The sequence below is a fragment of the Nonomuraea sp. NPDC050202 genome, assembly GCF_040656115.1.
Lineage (GTDB): Bacteria > Actinomycetota > Actinomycetes > Streptosporangiales > Streptosporangiaceae > Nonomuraea.
Genome location: NZ_JBFALF010000001.1, coordinates 87,128 through 102,556, shown reverse-complemented (window position 1 = coordinate 102,556; position 15,429 = coordinate 87,128). Strand labels below are relative to the sequence as shown.

24 protein-coding genes are annotated in these 15,429 nt (G+C 70.2%); 23 read left to right on the top strand and 1 reads right to left on the bottom strand.

Translation table 11 applies throughout. The annotated features are described in order from the left end of the window. Positions 1-109: 109 nt before the first annotated feature. Positions 110-586, bottom strand: a complete 477-nt coding sequence (locus AB0I79_RS00595; protein WP_357865433.1) for a helix-turn-helix transcriptional regulator — start codon at positions 584-586, stop codon at positions 110-112. 171 nt (positions 587-757) lie between these two features. On the opposite strand from AB0I79_RS00595, the gene AB0I79_RS00590 reads away from it, so the two are divergent. The 23 genes from AB0I79_RS00590 to AB0I79_RS00480 all read left to right on the top strand — a co-directional run bounded on the left by AB0I79_RS00590 (position 758) and on the right by AB0I79_RS00480 (position 15,425). Further along, positions 758-1,057, top strand: a complete 300-nt coding sequence (locus tag AB0I79_RS00590) for a helix-turn-helix transcriptional regulator (protein ID WP_357865430.1) — start codon at positions 758-760, stop codon at positions 1,055-1,057. Then, entirely contained in the window at positions 1,054-1,305 is a 252-nt protein-coding gene (locus AB0I79_RS00585; protein WP_357865427.1) for a hypothetical protein, read from the top strand. Before AB0I79_RS00590 ends, AB0I79_RS00585 begins: the two co-directional genes overlap by 4 nt. A 77-nt stretch (positions 1,306-1,382) precedes the next feature. After that, positions 1,383-2,228 carry a hypothetical protein gene (locus AB0I79_RS00580; protein ID WP_357865424.1) on the top strand — a complete coding sequence of 282 codons (846 nt, stop codon included), beginning with the start codon at positions 1,383-1,385 and terminating at the stop codon, positions 2,226-2,228. Then, complete coding sequence (locus tag AB0I79_RS00575; RefSeq protein ID WP_357865422.1) at positions 2,225-2,644, top strand: hypothetical protein; 420 nt, start codon at positions 2,225-2,227, stop codon at positions 2,642-2,644. The genes AB0I79_RS00580 and AB0I79_RS00575 overlap by 4 nt, the downstream gene beginning before the upstream one ends. Before the next feature lie 8 nt (positions 2,645-2,652). Beyond that, positions 2,653-2,892, top strand: coding sequence for a hypothetical protein (locus AB0I79_RS00570; RefSeq protein ID WP_357865419.1), 240 nt, complete (start codon positions 2,653-2,655; stop codon positions 2,890-2,892). Then, positions 2,889-3,284, top strand: coding sequence for a hypothetical protein (locus AB0I79_RS00565; protein WP_357865417.1), 396 nt, complete (start codon positions 2,889-2,891; stop codon positions 3,282-3,284). Before AB0I79_RS00570 ends, AB0I79_RS00565 begins: the two co-directional genes overlap by 4 nt. Next, a complete protein-coding gene (locus AB0I79_RS00560) occupies positions 3,281-3,946 on the top strand; it encodes a hypothetical protein (RefSeq protein WP_357865414.1) in 666 nt (221 codons plus the stop codon). Before AB0I79_RS00565 ends, AB0I79_RS00560 begins: the two co-directional genes overlap by 4 nt. Beyond that, positions 3,943-4,965, top strand: a complete 1,023-nt coding sequence (locus AB0I79_RS00555) for a YqaJ viral recombinase family protein (RefSeq protein WP_357865412.1) — start codon at positions 3,943-3,945, stop codon at positions 4,963-4,965. Before AB0I79_RS00560 ends, AB0I79_RS00555 begins: the two co-directional genes overlap by 4 nt. Continuing rightward, positions 4,962-5,798 (top strand): ERF family protein, encoded by an 837-nt coding sequence (locus AB0I79_RS00550; RefSeq protein WP_357865409.1) that lies wholly within the window; start codon positions 4,962-4,964, stop codon positions 5,796-5,798. Before AB0I79_RS00555 ends, AB0I79_RS00550 begins: the two co-directional genes overlap by 4 nt. After that, positions 5,788-6,165, top strand: a complete 378-nt coding sequence (locus tag AB0I79_RS00545; protein ID WP_357865406.1) for a hypothetical protein — start codon at positions 5,788-5,790, stop codon at positions 6,163-6,165. The genes AB0I79_RS00550 and AB0I79_RS00545 overlap by 11 nt, the downstream gene beginning before the upstream one ends. Continuing rightward, complete coding sequence (locus AB0I79_RS00540; RefSeq protein ID WP_357865403.1) at positions 6,165-6,899, top strand: hypothetical protein; 735 nt, start codon at positions 6,165-6,167, stop codon at positions 6,897-6,899. Before AB0I79_RS00545 ends, AB0I79_RS00540 begins: the two co-directional genes overlap by 1 nt. Further along, the gene (locus AB0I79_RS00535) at positions 6,892-7,215 is read left to right on the top strand and encodes a hypothetical protein (RefSeq protein WP_357865400.1); all 324 of its coding nucleotides are present in this window, start codon (positions 6,892-6,894) and stop codon (positions 7,213-7,215) included. Before AB0I79_RS00540 ends, AB0I79_RS00535 begins: the two co-directional genes overlap by 8 nt. Continuing rightward, the gene (locus AB0I79_RS00530; RefSeq protein ID WP_357865398.1) at positions 7,208-7,882 is read left to right on the top strand and encodes a hypothetical protein; all 675 of its coding nucleotides are present in this window, start codon (positions 7,208-7,210) and stop codon (positions 7,880-7,882) included. Before AB0I79_RS00535 ends, AB0I79_RS00530 begins: the two co-directional genes overlap by 8 nt. Beyond that, positions 7,875-8,090: a hypothetical protein gene (locus tag AB0I79_RS00525; RefSeq protein WP_357865395.1), complete on the top strand. Its 216-nt coding sequence runs from the start codon at positions 7,875-7,877 to the stop codon at positions 8,088-8,090. The genes AB0I79_RS00530 and AB0I79_RS00525 overlap by 8 nt, the downstream gene beginning before the upstream one ends. Further along, positions 8,087-8,356, top strand: coding sequence for a hypothetical protein (locus AB0I79_RS00520; protein WP_357865392.1), 270 nt, complete (start codon positions 8,087-8,089; stop codon positions 8,354-8,356). Before AB0I79_RS00525 ends, AB0I79_RS00520 begins: the two co-directional genes overlap by 4 nt. Then, on the top strand, positions 8,353-8,640 hold the full coding sequence (locus AB0I79_RS00515) for a hypothetical protein (RefSeq protein WP_357865390.1): 288 nt from the start codon (positions 8,353-8,355) through the stop codon (positions 8,638-8,640). Before AB0I79_RS00520 ends, AB0I79_RS00515 begins: the two co-directional genes overlap by 4 nt. 5 nt (positions 8,641-8,645) lie before the next feature. Further along, positions 8,646-10,604 carry a DNA cytosine methyltransferase gene (locus tag AB0I79_RS00510; protein ID WP_357865388.1) on the top strand — a complete coding sequence of 653 codons (1,959 nt, stop codon included), beginning with the start codon at positions 8,646-8,648 and terminating at the stop codon, positions 10,602-10,604. After that, positions 10,601-11,371 (top strand): WhiB family transcriptional regulator, encoded by a 771-nt coding sequence (locus tag AB0I79_RS00505; RefSeq protein WP_357865387.1) that lies wholly within the window; start codon positions 10,601-10,603, stop codon positions 11,369-11,371. The genes AB0I79_RS00510 and AB0I79_RS00505 overlap by 4 nt, the downstream gene beginning before the upstream one ends. Next, positions 11,368-11,730 carry a hypothetical protein gene (locus AB0I79_RS00500; protein WP_357865385.1) on the top strand — a complete coding sequence of 121 codons (363 nt, stop codon included), beginning with the start codon at positions 11,368-11,370 and terminating at the stop codon, positions 11,728-11,730. The genes AB0I79_RS00505 and AB0I79_RS00500 overlap by 4 nt, the downstream gene beginning before the upstream one ends. Before the next feature lie 2 nt (positions 11,731-11,732). Next, positions 11,733-11,999 carry a hypothetical protein gene (locus AB0I79_RS00495; protein WP_357865383.1) on the top strand — a complete coding sequence of 89 codons (267 nt, stop codon included), beginning with the start codon at positions 11,733-11,735 and terminating at the stop codon, positions 11,997-11,999. Next, positions 11,996-13,090, top strand: a complete 1,095-nt coding sequence (gene dnaN / locus AB0I79_RS00490; RefSeq protein ID WP_357865381.1) for a DNA polymerase III subunit beta — start codon at positions 11,996-11,998, stop codon at positions 13,088-13,090. Before AB0I79_RS00495 ends, dnaN begins: the two co-directional genes overlap by 4 nt. After that, complete coding sequence (locus AB0I79_RS00485; protein WP_357865379.1) at positions 13,087-14,460, top strand: hypothetical protein; 1,374 nt, start codon at positions 13,087-13,089, stop codon at positions 14,458-14,460. The genes dnaN and AB0I79_RS00485 overlap by 4 nt, the downstream gene beginning before the upstream one ends. Continuing rightward, on the top strand, positions 14,448-15,425 hold the full coding sequence (locus tag AB0I79_RS00480; RefSeq protein WP_357865378.1) for a DNA methyltransferase: 978 nt from the start codon (positions 14,448-14,450) through the stop codon (positions 15,423-15,425). The genes AB0I79_RS00485 and AB0I79_RS00480 overlap by 13 nt, the downstream gene beginning before the upstream one ends. Positions 15,426-15,429: the final 4 nt, after the last annotated feature.

Below are 15,429 nucleotides of genomic sequence, written 5' to 3'. Positions count from 1 at the left end.
CCCCCCACGCGACGCTCTCTTTTACAGCACGCTCACTCATGCCCCGATACCACGAGTTTGGTGCATCCGTTACCGGACTGTTAGTTCTGTCATATTCCGTGACCGTGTGTCAACCCGCGTGACGGTTTCCGCCGCTATTCGACTGGCCGTCCTGCTGTGCACCCGGGTTCGCCATCCCCCGCAGGGCCTTCAGCAGGGTGACCATGTGGACGCGCTCCCCCTCGGTGAGCTCCGCGATCGCGCGGAGCCCGTCGGCGATCGCGCGCAGGTCCGGGTCGTCGCCTACCAGGGCGGCCAGCGCGTCCGACTTCTTGGCGACCGGGCTGGCGGGCGGTTCGACGAGTTCAGGGTCCCGGTCGGCGAGGATCGCGTCGAACGCGCCGGGCCGCCACCCTAGGGCGTCCTCGACGGCCGCGATGGAGGCGTCTCCGACCTTGCGCCGGGCCCGTTCGATGTCTCCGAGGGTGCGAACACTGAGCCCGCTCGCGGCCGCGAACGCTTCGCGGGTCTTCCATCCGAGCTCCACGCGCCGGCGCACGACGTACTTCGCCAGCCGGGCCAGATCCTCGCCAACCATGACCGCCATGCTGACAGGAATACATAGGAACAATCAAGCAGGCTGACACGACGGCGTAACTCCCGTAACCCCCTCACGCACCTGGCCTAGCAGGTGGATCAGTTACAGGCCGATAACGGATTGCCTGATCTTGCCTATTCTCTCTTGACTTGTATTCCGCAGTATTCCTAGTCTCGCGACATGCGAGAAGGCGAGAACAGGCAAGCTCCGGCGAGACGCACCAAGCAGAACGGGTCCGCCATCAAGGACTTCCGGCTCAAGACCGGCATGAAGCGGCGCGACCTCGCCGAGCGGGCCCGCATCTCGCCCCCGCACATGGCAAACATCGAAAACGAGCACAAGGACGTCTCCTACGAGGTGCTCTACCGGCTGGCCGCCGCCCTGGTGGTGGACATCCGCAGCGTCCTACGCGACCCGCCCTCCTCCCCGCAGGTGCTCGACGACCTCATGTACGAGGAAGCACGGGAGCAGGCGTCATGACCGCGACCGCCGACACCAGCACCCGCAGGAACCGGCGAACCCGGCCGCTCACCACCGAGGAAGTGCTGGCCCTGCCCGTCTCTGTGGACCTGGTCACCGCCGGGCGCGCGTACGGCATCGGCCGCACCAAGAGCCACGAGCTCGCTCGCAAGGGCGAGTTCCCGTGCCGGGTGATCCGCGTCGGCAACGCCTACCGCGTCCCCAAGTCCGCGCTGCTGGAAAGCCTCGGACTCGCCACCCAGCCCTGACCGTTTCGCGGACCCACCCGACGCAACCGGGTGGGCCCGCCCGACCCGCCGTCCCTACACAGCAAGGGAAGCAGACCGTGACCACCATCCTGGCACCTACCCGGACCGACCGGCACCAGGCCGGCCTCCCGCTCACCGACTTCGACGTGCTCGACATCGCCGAGGCCATCCGCAACGCCGTTCGCCACGACTGCACCAGCCTCAACCCGCGCGACCGGCAGGCGATCGCCCTGCTCACCTACGCGCCCGGCTTGCGCGGCATCACCCGCATGCTGCTGGCCAAGCTCGCCAACGGCACCGCCATGCTGCCCATGCCGGACATGCTCGCTGTCCACCTGATGGGCATCTGGGGCGACCACGACCTGCTGCCCGTGCAGCCCGAGGACGTACAAGAGGCGTGGCTGGCCGCGCGTGACGCCGCCGCCCTGCGCCGCGTCGCCGACGGCCGCGCGTGGCCCGAGGACATGTGGATCGTCAGCAGCTTCGCCTCGACGTACAACACGCACGGCCTCTCCGAGGTCGAGCAGACGGCCTGCCAGGACGTGGCCTGGGACGGCACGCTCAACCGCTGCCAGGTCGCGGTGCTGCGGCATCTCGCCGACAGGCTGATCGCGGAGGCGCCCAAGATCACGCCGCCGTGCCAGCACACGGACGAGCGTCCCGACCTCGCGGACGTGCCCCACAGCATCACCGTCGAGCCGATCACGCCCGAGCTGAGGCGCGGCACCGAACTGCCCGACGACGCCACGCTCGTGGTCGTCGAGCGGCACCACGGCCGCCTCGCCAAGATCTGCAACACCACCGACGACCACGCCGCCGCGTACCGCGAGTGGGGCTACGACGTCACCATCGAGGACCTCGCGCGCGGCATCGCGCAGATGTACGGCGCCGTCTACGTCGAGGCTCCGGCGGTGGCCCGGTGACGACCACCACCGACACCGCCAGCGAGTTCCGCGCCACCATCGAGACGTTCGGCGACGAGGTGATCGACGCGCTCACCGCCGCCGGACACCCCATGCGCAACCAGTGGGGCGACGGCTACCGGGTCCACGCCCTCACCGAAGAGGCGGCCCCCGGCCTGCCGGTGCACGTCATCATCGAGGACGTCCGCGAGGGCGCCCTGTACGGCATGGGCGGCTGGCGGCAGATGAACGCCCAGCGGCTCGCCCCGTACGCGGACGCTCTCACCGAGGCCGGGTTCGCCACCACCGAGCTGCGCGAATCTGAGCCGCCCCACGCGCCGCTGGCGCTCGTGGTCGCCCGGGACGACGACACCGCGCAGGCCGCTCTCGCCGTCGCGGTGGAGTCGATGACGCAAGCCCAGGACGGTGGCCGATGATGCAGGACTTGCCTACCGTCCCCGTGGACGCCACCGCGATCCGGCGAGACCACCTCACCCCCCACAACGGCCAGATCGTCAAGGTCAAGGGCTCCTACAAGGCCGGCCCCGGCCGGATCGTGCTCATCTGGGCAGCCACAGACAGCTCGCTCACCATCGGCACCATCGAGGTCGCCGCCACCGACACCGTGCAGTGCGTGCGCGTCGCCGACTGGCTGGCCGCCGTGCGAGAGGCGGCCAGCGCATGAGCAGCCTGCGCCTGAACACCGACGGGCCGCGCAGCGGCGACTACACGGTCAAGGTCGCACACGGGCTCGCCGAGTGCGTGCGTGTGCTCAACCACCACACCATGGACGCCGACGCCCTTCCGCACCCGAGCACCATCCACGACGTCCTCGGTGCGGTGCGCACCGCCGCCTCCGGCCTGGACCAGCTTCTGCGCCAGCTCGACGCACGACTGGGGGCGATGGACCGGACCGGGAACCTGGTCGACGCCAGCGACGACGACCGCGACGCCGTGGCTCTCACCCGGACGTGGACGCACGAGTCGCGGGAGGTGGCGAACCACCTCGCGTACACACTCGACCGGGCGTTCAACGCCTCGTCCAGCCTCTACCTGCGGGACGGAGGCGAGGAATGATGGCTACGCGCACGCCGGACATCGACGTCCACGCCATCCGGCACGGCTACAACATCGCCGACATCGACCAGTTCGCCCGCATGGCCGTGCGCCGCGGCGCACGCTCCGGGGTTGTCCCCGCCAGCGAGCGCTACCACGCGGCATGGTCCGCAGTTGCCGAACACCTCTACACGGCCGACGAGCCGCCGCGCCCCTTCGACCTGATCAACGCCGGGATGCGCGCCATCGCTGACGCTGTCTGGGCCGGGGAACGCTGCCACGGCTGGGACCGGGACGCGCGGGACATCCGTCCCTCATTCGCCACCTTCTGGCTCGGAGTCGGGATACCCAGCCCCAGCCCTGAAGGCCGGATCGTCGATGAGACGGCGCTGTGGCAGATCTGGCCCGAACTGACCGAGGCGCAGCGTGAAGCACTCCTCGCGCTAGCCACGCTCGGCGACTACCAGGCCGGCGCCGCGTCCCTCGGGTTGTCGTACAAGGCGTTCCACTGGCGGGTGCGTGCCGCACGCGAGGCCTTCCTCAGGCTGTGGCACGAGCACGAGGCGCCGTCGCGAATCTGGTCCGCTGACCGCCGCAGGTGGCGGGATGGGCGGCGCGTACAACGACGGCGGCTGGTCGACCACGCGTCGATCAAGCAGGCGCACGCACGAGGTGCCGCGTGAACGCCACCACCGCGCCCGGCCGCAGGGTCACGCCCACCGCCCGGCTCGTACTGCCCGCCACCGCCGACCGCGACGTGTGGCTCGCCGCACGCCGCCACGGCATCGGCAGCTCCGACGTCGCCGACATCCTCGAAGTCGGGTACAAGACCCCGTCCCACGTCTACTACGACAAGATCGGACAGCTCCCGCCCGACGACGACCCCGGCGAGCCCGCGCGGTGGGGCACCCTCCACGAAGAGACGATCGCCCGCGAGTGGGCCAGGCGTAACCGGAGCGTCGTCCGGCGCGTCGGGCTGATCGCCAACGTGGACCGGCCGTGGATGATGTGCACCCTCGACCGGCAGATAGCCGAATGCCCGCTCGCCCGCCACACCAGCCAGCGGTGCGCGTTGGAGGTGAAACACCGCTCGGCATGGGTGGCCAAGAGGTGGCGGCGCGCCGTCCCCGACGACGTGTTCGCGCAGACGCTCCACCAGATCGCCGTCAGCGGCTACGACCACATCCACACCGCCGTACTCATCGGCGGCAACGACTACCGCCAGCACGTCATCAGGCGGCAAGGCAACGAGCAACTCATCGCCGACATCGTCACCGTCGCCGGCCAGATGTGGCAGCGCATCCAAGACCGCACCCCGCCGCCCGCGTCCGGCGACCCCGAACAACTCCTCGACCTGTGGGACCGGCTCCACCCGGACCGGGACGGCACCACCGACCTCGACGGCACCGACGCCCCCGAACTGCTGCTCGCCTACGAGGACGCCCGGCTGCGCGCGTCCGCCGCCGAGAAGGAGAAGAAGGCCCACAAGGCGGCGATGGTCGCGGCGCTCGGGCCGCACCGCATCGGCCGGATCGGCAACGAGTACCTGTACGGCCTCGAAGAGGTCGGCGTCGCGCCCGACGTCGATCTGGAACTGCTGGCCGAGAAGTACCCGGCCGCGTACGCCGAGTGCGTCACCGAGCGCACCACCCTCAAGCTCCACATCCCGAAGGCGAACCGACTCACGGAGCCGCTGTCATGAGCCTCGCCGACAAGGCCGCCGCCCTGGCCCGGCCTGACCAGGCCGGGCAGCCCACCGAGGAAACCGCCGAACGCCCGGCCCCGGCCGCGCCGCCGGAGGAACTGCCCGACGTCGAAGTCGAGGAGCGGGAAGGCGGACCCGAACAGGTGCCCGTCCACGTCGCCTGGACCCGCGTCATGGCCGACGTGCGGAAGATCTCGAAGCGGGACAAGTACGACGGCCGCGACACCAAGTACTGGTTCCGAGGCGTAGACCGCACCGTCAACACGTTCGGGCCCGTCGTGCGCGCCCACGGCGTACTCGTGCTGCCTGTCCACGTCGAAGCCGCACACCGCGACACCAAGACCGCGAAGGGCACCCCCATGCGGGAGTGCACCGTCACCGTCACGTGGATGGTCGTCGGCCCGATGGGCGACACCCTGCCGTCCACGCTCCAGTCGGCCGGCGAGGCGCTCGACACCTCCGACAAGGGCACCGCGAAAGCGCAGAGCGTGGCCCTGCGCGTGCTTCTGCTGACGGCGGCGATGGTGCCGACCGGCGACCCGGACCCGGACGCGGTGCACGTCGAGCGCGGCGAAGCGCCGGTGCGCAAGGCCGCCGACTACGTGGAGGAGATCCACGACCCGCGCACCAGCATCCCGCGCCTCAAGCAGATCAAGTACGAGATCACGCAGTCCCGCCAGGGCGGCGTGCTGGTCACCAACGAGGTCGGAGAAGACGAGCCGATCCTCAACATGATCAACCGCATTGGTCGCGAGCGCGAAGCCGCATCCGGTAGCGCGCCGCTCCCTTCCCAGACGACTTCTCCCCGCGGAGACAACCATGACCACTGACACGATCAACCTGACGCTCACCCCGGCTGCGGTGGCGCTGGCCGCCGCCGACCTGATCGAGGCGCAGGGCAAGGCGGACGACGACTACTACGACGAGACGTTCGGACTGCCGCCCCGCGAGGCGCCGGTGGACGTGCTCGGCGCCATCGCCATCGTGTGCGGCTTCGACCCGCACGCCTGGGAGGACGACCGCGACGCGACCGGCCACTGGCGGCTGGTGCTCGACACCGCCGACATGCTGATCGACTTCCTGGCCCTGTCGCGCGACGACGCGTACGTGGACTCGCTCGGCGCCTGGTCGGACGAGCGCGACGCGGCCACGGTGGTGCGCGAGCTGCGCAACGCCGCGCTGGAGGTGCTGGGCTGATGCGCCAGGACATCGCCGAGCGGTTCGCCCGCGAGACCCGCCTCCACAAGCTGACCGTGCTGCACGACGACGGCCTGTACCGCCACCTCCGCTGTATGGGCAGGCGCGGCCTCTACTGGTTCGACGTCGTCACATGGCCGGGCAGCCTGGCCATCCGGGGCGACCTCAACGCCGCGTACGTGTTCTCGCGTACGACCGACATGTTCGAGTTCTTCCGTGCACGAAGGTCCGACGAGATCAACCCGGACTACTGGGCGGAGAAGCTGCCCGAAGGCCGCCGCTCCGTCCAGACGTACTCCGAGGACCTGCTGCTCGCCGGCATCCGGCAGGCGCTGCGGGACGAGTACGAGGCCTTCCTGCATGACCGGCTCACCGAGCGGGCCAAGCAGCTCGGCCTGCCCGACTTCGACCTCCTGGGCCCGGAGCTGGCCAAGCCGTGCCACCGGCAGACCCGCGACTACATGCGCAGCCTGCGCAAGGCGGTTCACGAGCACTTCTTCGACACCTGGTGGGGCTGCGGCACCTACGACGAGGAGACCGCGCTGCGTGGTCTCGACGAGTTCACCTTCACCTCCGACGACGGCCACAAGTTCGCGTTCACCGACTGGCAGGAGTGGGAGCTGCGCGACTGGGACTGGTCGTTCCTGTGGGCCTGCCACGCGATCGTGTGGGGCATCGCCAAGTACGACCGGGCGAAGGTCGCCTCACGGCAGGCGGTGGCCGCCAATGCGTGAGAACGGGACCTACCTCGTCTGGTCGAACGAGCACCACGCCTACTGGGGCCCCAACAAGTCCGGCTACACCACCAACTGGCTCCAGGCCGGCCGATACAGCGCGGAGGACGCGGCCGACTGCTGCCGCACCCGCACATGGGAGCCGCGCAAGCCGCCGCCTGAGGTGATGATCCTCGCGCCGGACAGCGAGCGGGACACATTCCACATCGCCGAACTGGTCGCCATCCCCGGCCAGCTCCAGGATGCGATCCGGAAGGCGACTCGTGCCGCCATCCGCGAGCGCAGGACCCGGGAGGCGGTGGCCGCGAATGGCTGAGTTCATCCCGCCCAACCTGGAATGCATCAAGCAGCGTCTGTGGACCTTGCGCTGGCTCGCCGGCGCAGGCGCGAACCTCCCCGGCGACCAGGTGTGCGTGCGCGGACAGGACCGGCGCACCCTCGCCTGGCTGATCGGCACCGACCTGCCAGACCTGATCAGCGAGGTGGAACGGCTGCGCTACCGCACCGAAACGGCGGAGGCAAGGGTCGCCGAGGCCGAGCAGGAGCGTGACGCGCTCCGCCAGTCGATCGCCGTACGCACCCCCCAACGCAGCCACCCCGTGCCGGAAGCCGCGAGCGAGCAACCCTCCGGCAACTGCTGGATCCTCACCCGCGCCAACGGCGGCACCTACGCCAGAAACTGGCCCGCCACCACCCACTTCCGGACCGAGGACGAAGCGCTCGCACGGGTCGGCACCGACACCGGCTGGCAGCCGAGCCAGCTCGACCACCCCTGCGTGACCATCACCTGCGGCGGCTGCAACGACACCTTCGACGGCGACGGCACCGCGCACTTCGAAGACCTCGAAGAGGCCCACGTCGCGATCGGCGAGAGCGCCGACTGGAACCGGTGGACGATCCTGCCCGACGGCAACTACCTGTGCCCCACCTGCAACCCCGAAGTGCGTCCCGCGATCGTCGAGGCGGTGGCCAGCAATGTTTGACCTGTCCTCGTTCGCCGCGTTCATCGTCCTCATCGTCGGCAGCAACCTGCTCACCTGGGCGATCACGCGCGGCTACTACCAGAGCTTCTACGGCGTCTTCCAGGCCGCGCTCCGGCGGCTCGTCGAAGCCGCCGGCGACGACGACTGCCGCGACCTCGACCACGCGCTGGCGTACGCCGACGACGTGCTCGACCGGAGGCCGACATGAAGGTCACCCCCGAGTTCGTGATCGCCGTGTCATGCCTCACCGCGATCCTCGCCGTCAACGCCGCCTACGAGATCCGGCGCCGCCGGAAGGCCCGCAAGCAAGCCCGGCTCGAAGCGCTGGAAGTCGCGCTCACCAGGCAGGTGTGGGCCGCCGAGTTCGAGCACGTCCGCCTCACCGTCGAGGGCCAGTTCGCGACGCTCGGCAGCGACGCCGTATGGGCCGGGTTCCTCACCCTCCACCCCGAGCTGAAAGCGGGTGCCCGGTGACCCGCTGCGCCGCCGCCGTCGTGCCCGCACTTCCCTCGGGCACGACGGCGAGCACCACCACCATCTACCCGCGCGCGTGGGCGTGCTGGGCCGCCGGCGTCCTCGGCAGCTTCGCCGCCATCGAGCTCGCCGCCCTGCGCAACGCCCCCGGCCACGGCACCCTCACCGCGCAGCTCCGGCGCAACCGAAGGCTCAGCGCCGCCGCGATCGCCGCGTTCGCCATCTGGGCTGTGGATCACGTCGCCAGGCAAGGAGCCGAGATCAAGGAGGCCGCCTCGTGCTGACCCTCATGGACTGGTTTTGTGGCGCAGGCGGCTCCAGCCAGGGCGCGCACGCCGTGCCCGGAGTCGAAGTCACCCGCGCCGCCAACCACTGGCAGCGCGCCATCGAGAGCCACGCCGCCAACTTCCCCAACACCGACCACTGGCGCGGCGACATCCGCGAAGCCCCCGTCGAGCGGTGGCCCGTCTGCGACATCTTCTGGGCCTCCCCGGAGTGCCCGCAATGGTCGCAGGCCAACGGCAAGCGGCGCGACTTCCACGTCTCCCTGCAGGACTCCCTGTTCGGCGAACAACGAGACGAAGAAGCGGAACGGTCCCGCGCCCTCATGGAGGAAGTCCCCATGTACCTGCGCGGCGTCCAAGAGCGCGGCGGGCTCGTCCTGGCCGGTGTCGTCGAGAACGTGGTCGACGTGGACGCGTGGGACCAGATGCCCCGCTGGCGGCGCGAGATCCGCAAGCTCGGCTACCACGACCGGAAGATCGCCAAGAACAGCATGCACGCCCAGCCGAACGCCACCGGCTGGGCACCGCAGTCGCGCGACCGCTGGTACTACGCCTACTGGCACGAGAGCCTCGGCCGGCACCCCGACTGGGACAAGTGGTTGCGCCCGCTCGCGTACTGCCCCACCTGCGGCGAGTGGGTGAAGGCGATGCAGGTGTTCAAGACCCCCGGCCGGGACATGGGCCGCTACCGGCAGCAGTACGTCTACCGGTGCCCGCGCGCGTCCTGCCGCAACACGGTCGTCGAGCCGTTCGCGCTGCCCGCCATGTACGCCATCGACTGGACGCTGCCCGGCCAGCGGATCGGCGACCGGGACAAGCCGCTCGCCGACAAGACCCTCGCGCGGATCAAGGCGGGCCTGAAGAAGTACGCCCGGCCCATCACGATCGAGGCGGCAGGCAATACGTTCGAGCGCCGTCCCGGCGTGCGCACGTGGCCCGTCGATGAGCCGCTGACCACGCAGACGACCACGGCCACCAAGGCGGTCGCCGTCCCGCCGATGATCGTCCCGGCGGGCGGGACCTGGCGCGACGGCGCGACATCGGTCGACGAGCCGATGCCCACCCGGACCACCCGCGAAAACGACGGCATCGCCGTGCCCCCGTTCATCACCGTCCACCGCGGCGGTGAAGGCGACGTCCGCACCAGCGGCGTCGACGAGACGCTCACCACGGTCACCGCGTCCGGAAACCACCTCGGCGTAGCGGTGCCGCCCTTCCTGGTACCGCTCCGCTCGGGACGTAACCGCAGCCTGCGCGCCGACACCGACCCGCTCGCCACGATCGTCGCCGATGGCGGCAACCACGGCCTGGTCGTGCCGCCTCTGCTTGTGCCCGTCGAAGGCCGGGAAGGCAAGGAAGCCTCACCCGCCGACACGCCCCTGCGCACCCAGACCGCGCGCAACGAGACGGGCCTGGCGTGGCTGCCGTTCGTCGCCGAACTGCGCGGCGGCTCCTCCGACGCCCGCTCTGTCATGCAGGCGCTGGCCACCGTAACCGCGTCCGGAAACCACCACGGGCTCTGCGTCCCGCCCGGGTTCGTCATGCGCAACAACACCCCGCGCGGCGACGCCAGCCAGATGTGCACGCCCTTCAACGAGCCGTTGCGCACCCTCACCACAGCCGGCCACCAGTCGCTCGTCACCTGGGAGACGCTGCTCGTGCCGTACTTCGGCAAGGGCAACGCCCGCCCGGTCGGAGAGCCGATCGGGACGCTCACCACCCGCGACAAGTACGCCGTCGTCAACGGGCTCGACGACATCGACATCGACGACGTGCTGTTCCGGATGCTCGAACCGCACGAGATCGGCCGGGCGATGGCGTTCGCCCCCGACTACGTGGTGCTCGGCAACAAGCGGGAGCGCGTCCGCCAGTACGGCAACGCCGTCACCCCGCCCGTCGCCGAACTCATCGTGAGCGCGCTGGTCGAGGCGATCACCGGCGAGGCACTGGAGCGTGCCGCATGAGCGAGACCCGCTACAGCACCCGCGACCACGACGCCGAATGGGTCCTCCAGCAGGAGCGCTGCAAGAACGACGCCATCGTCCGCAAGCAGAAGCGCACCGGCAAGAAGCGGCGCAGCACCGCCGTCACATCCCCCCGGCGTCTCGCCGTCACCACTCCCGACCAGCGGGCCGCCGCCGCCCAGCGCATGCAGGAAGCGGCCGAACGGCTCGGCGCCCCCGCCGCCGACCTCCAGCTCGTGCTCGACATGCTCGGGCTCGCCAGCGACGACCTCACCACCACCTACACCGCGTCCGGCGAACGCAGACGGTTCGTCGCCGCATGCCCCGCATGCGGGCGGCCCACCATCCAGCTCAAGACGGACCGCACCTTCATCTCCCACCCGCGGGAGAGCAAGCAGCCGCTCAATGACACCACCCGGTGCGCCGGCAGCGGCACGCTCGCGGCCAACCCCACCCCCGCCGCGGCGCCCCCGCCCAAGCGCACCCGAGTAATCCGCTTCTCCAAGAGCGGTAGGCAGCGTGAGGACCCGCTACCGAAGCGCACGGCCTGCCAGGACGCCGACTCCGAGCTGTTCTTTCCGGAGAGCTACGGCGACAAGCACGCCCGGCAGATCGCGAAGGCGAAAGGCGTGTGCGGGCGCTGCGACCTCGCGAAGGCGTGCTTGCGGTACGCGCTCGACCTGGGCCCCGACCTCGATGGCATCTGGGGCGGCACCACACCCAAGGAACGCGACGACCTCCTCCTCATCAGGAAGGCAGCAGCATGACCACGACCACCACCGACCTGTGGGAGCACGTCACCGCCGCCGTCGACTGGCTGAACGCCGCCAACGGCCGCAGCGAGCAGCAGACTGCCCTGCAGATCCTGAAAATCACCGAGGAAGCCGGGGAGGCCGCCGCCGCCTACATCGGGCTGACCGGCCAGAACCCGCGCAAGGGCGTCACCCACACCGTGGAGGACGTCGCTGGCGAGCTGTGCGACATCGTCATCACCGCGCTGGTCGCCCTCGCCGCCGTCACCGGGGACGTGACTGCCGCGCAGGTCGCCGTCGACCGACACCTGGCCAAGCGCGGGCCCCGGCTGGCCGCCGCCATCATCGCCCAGCACGAGAGGGCGTCCGCATGACCATGACATCCAAGATTGAGCTGTCCAGCGACCCCACCTACTGGCTGCGGCCCTGGTATCCGGCCGGTGTCGTGGTGCACACCGGTCAGATCCTCGGCCACCTCGACGCCGAGTGTCCCGAACTCCTGCGCGTCGAGCCCAACCCGCGCGAGGGGGCCGGCTGGCTGGACCCGCGCACTGGCGACGTCTGCCTGCCCTGCCTTCGCGAGAAGGCTCCTGACCTGTACGACGCGCTGTTCTCCGACGAGGAAGACGAGGACGAGGAATGAAGATCACCCTGCCCGCCGACGTGTTCGCCGACGCCGTCGCGTGGACCGCCCGCACCCTGCCCCAGCGGCCCGTCGTACCCATCCTCGCCGGACTCCACCTGAAAGCGGACGCTGACCAGCTCACCGTGTCCGCGTTCGACTACGACATCTCCGCCACCAACACCGTGTCCGCCGACGTCGCCGAGCCCGGCCAGGTCGTCGTCAGCGGGCGCCTCCTGGCCGAAGTCGCCAAGAGCCTGCCCGACCGGCCCGTCGAGCTGGTCCTGTCCGGCAGCGAAGTCGAGATCCGGTGCGGGACCGCCGAGTTCGGGCTCGTCACAATGCCCGTCGAGGACTTCCCCGCGCTACCGGAGCCGCCCGCCGCGCTCGGCCAGGTCGACGCCGCGGCACTGCGCACCGCCCTCGCGCAGGTCGTACCCGCCGCCTCCCCGGATGAGACGCTCATCATGCTCACCGGCGTCCGCATCGACATCGACGACGGCGGCCTCGAACTCGCCGCCACCGACCGGTACCGGATCGCCGCCGCGAAACTGCCGTGGCAGCCCACCGTCGAAGGCGTCTCCGCCGGGATGCTCGTGCCCGCCAAGACGCTCAAGGACGCCGGTAAGGGATTCGCCGACGGGCCCGTCGAGATCGGCGCCGACGACTCCCAATTCGCCCTCACCTCCGGCGGGCGGCAGACCGTCACCCGGCTGCTCGACGCCGAGTACATCGACTACAGGGCCGCCTTCGACGGCGTGGACGTCCCGGTGACGGCCAAGGTGGACGCCGGCCCGCTCGCGGAGGCGATCAAGCGGGTGTCGCTGGTCGCCGAACGGCTGAGCGCCGTCCGGCTCGCCTTCACCCGCGATCAGGTCGAGGTGTCGGCCGGGGGCGGGGACCTCGGCCGCGGCAGCGAGGCCGTGCCGTGCACGCTCGACGGCGCCGATGAGGTGAAGGTGTCGTTCCTGCCCCAGTTCATCGTGGACGGCCTGCACGGAGTCCCGGGCGACGTGGCCACCATCTCGATGCTGGAAGCGCACAAGCCGGTCCTGATCACCGGCGACGACCCGTCCTACCGGTACCTAGCCATGTCGCTGAGGCAGGCATGAGCACGGTCAGCTACGCCGACTTCCTCGCCCGCCGCACCCAACTCGGAGGCGAGCACGGGTTCGCCCCCGAGAGCCTGCCCGACTTCCTGTTCCCGTTCCAGCACGACCTCGTCACCTGGGCACTCCGGCAGGGCCGGGCCGCGCTGTTCGCCGACTGCGGGCTCGGCAAGACGCCGATGCAGCTCGTGTGGGCCGACAGCGTCCGCCAGCACACCAGGCGGCCAGTGCTGGTCGTCACCCCGCTCGCGGTCGCCTACCAGTCCGAGGGCGAAGCGCAGAAGTTCGGCATCGACGCCGCCGTCAGCCGCGACGGCCGCGTGACCGCACCCATCACCATCACCAACTACGACCGGCTGGAGAAGTTCGACCGGGACGACTTCGACGGTGTCGTGTGCGACGAATCGTCGGCGATCAAGGCGTTCGACGGAGCCAGGCGGAAGCTCGTCACCGACTTCATGCGCAAGAAGCCGCACCGGCTGCTGGCCACCGCCACGGCCGCGCCCAACGACTACATCGAGCTCGGCACCAGCTCCGAGGCGCTCGGCCATCTCGGGCACATGGACATGCTCAACCGCTTCTTCGTCAACGACCGGAACACCAGCGCCACCAACCGCTACCGGGGCGAGGCGGCGAAGTGGCGGTTCAAGGGGCACGCCGAGACGCCGTTCTGGCGCTGGGTGTCGTCGTGGGCGCGGGCGCTACGCCGGCCGTCCGACTACGGGTTTGCCGACGACGGGTTCGCCCTGCCCGACCTGGTGCAGCGCGAGCACGTCGTCAAGGCCCGCCGCCCCGCGGAGGGCACCCTGTTCGAGGTGCCGGCCGTCGGCGTGCGGGAGGAGCGCGAGGAGGCGCGGCGCACCATCGGCGAGCGCTGCGAGGCCGCCGCTGCACTGCTGTCCGGCCCGGAGCACGGGATCGCGTGGTGCCAGCTCAACCGCGAGGGTGATCTGCTCACCCGCCTCATCGACGGGGCCGTGCAGATCAAGGGCTCCGACCCGATCGAGGCGAAGGAGGAGGCGCTGGCCGCGTTCTCCCGCGGCGACATCCGCGTCCTGGTCACCAAACCGTCCATCGCCGGATGGGGGCTGAACTGGCAGCACTGCCACCGCATGACGTTCTTCCCCAGCCACTCCTACGAGCAGTACTACCAGGCCGTGCGCCGCTGCTGGCGGTTCGGCCAGACCCAGCCGGTGACCGTGGACATCGTCACCACCGAGGGCGGCGCCCGCGCACTGGCCAACCTGCAGCGCAAGGCCCGAGCGGCCGACGCGATGTTCGACGCGCTCGTGGCGCACATGCGCGACGCCACCACGATCCGCCGCACCACCGACTACCCGCACCCCGTGGAGGTCCCCCAGTGGGCGTCATAGACCAGCAGATCACCGACCGGTACGCGCTCTACCTGGGCGACTGCATGGAGGTCATGCCCGCCTACCCGGACGCGTCCATCCACCTTTCGGCGTACTCGCCGCCGTTCGCCGGGCTGTACACCTACAGCAGCAGCGAGCGCGACCTGTCCAACTGCCTCGACTACGAGGAGTTCTTCCAGCAGTACGAGTTCATCGTCCGCGAGATCGCCCGGCTCACCATGCCCGGCCGGATCAGCGCCGTCCACTGCATGGACATCCCCAAGTCCAACCACGGCCGCGGCGACGCACTCATGGACTTCCCCGGCGACATCATCCGGCTGCACGAGCGGTGCGGCTTCTCCTACGCCGCCCGGTACAGCGTCTGGAAGGAGCCGCTGACCGTCAGGAACAGGACGCTGATGAAGGCCCTCGCCCACCGCACCATCGTGGACGACTCCTCACGCTGCAGCGTCGCCAGCGCGGACTACCTGCTCATCTTCCGCCGCCACGGCGACAACCCCGTCCCCATCGCCCACCCGGTCGGCCTCACCGAGTACGCCGGCGAGCGCCAGCCGCCCGCCGAGCTGCTGCGGTACCGCGGCTGGGAGGGCAAGCAGACCGAGAACCGGTATAGCCACTGGATCTGGCGCCAGTACGCCAGCGCGTTCTGGGACGACGTCCGGCTGGACCGGGTGCTGCCGTTCCGGGAGGCCCGCGATGAAGAGGACGAGAAGCACGTCCACCCGCTCCAGCTCGACGTCATCGACCGCTGCCTGGCCCTGTGGTCCAACCCGGGCGAACGCGTCCTCACCCCGTTCGCCGGGGTCGGGTCGGAGGTGTACTCTGCGGTCCGCGCTGGCCGGTACGGCATCGGGGTCGAGCTGAAGCCGTCCTACTACCGGCAGGCCATCAAGAACCTCGCGGCCGCCGAGCAGGAACGTGCGGACGAGATGCCGATGCTCGACCTCGGTGAGCTGCCGTCATGAGGTG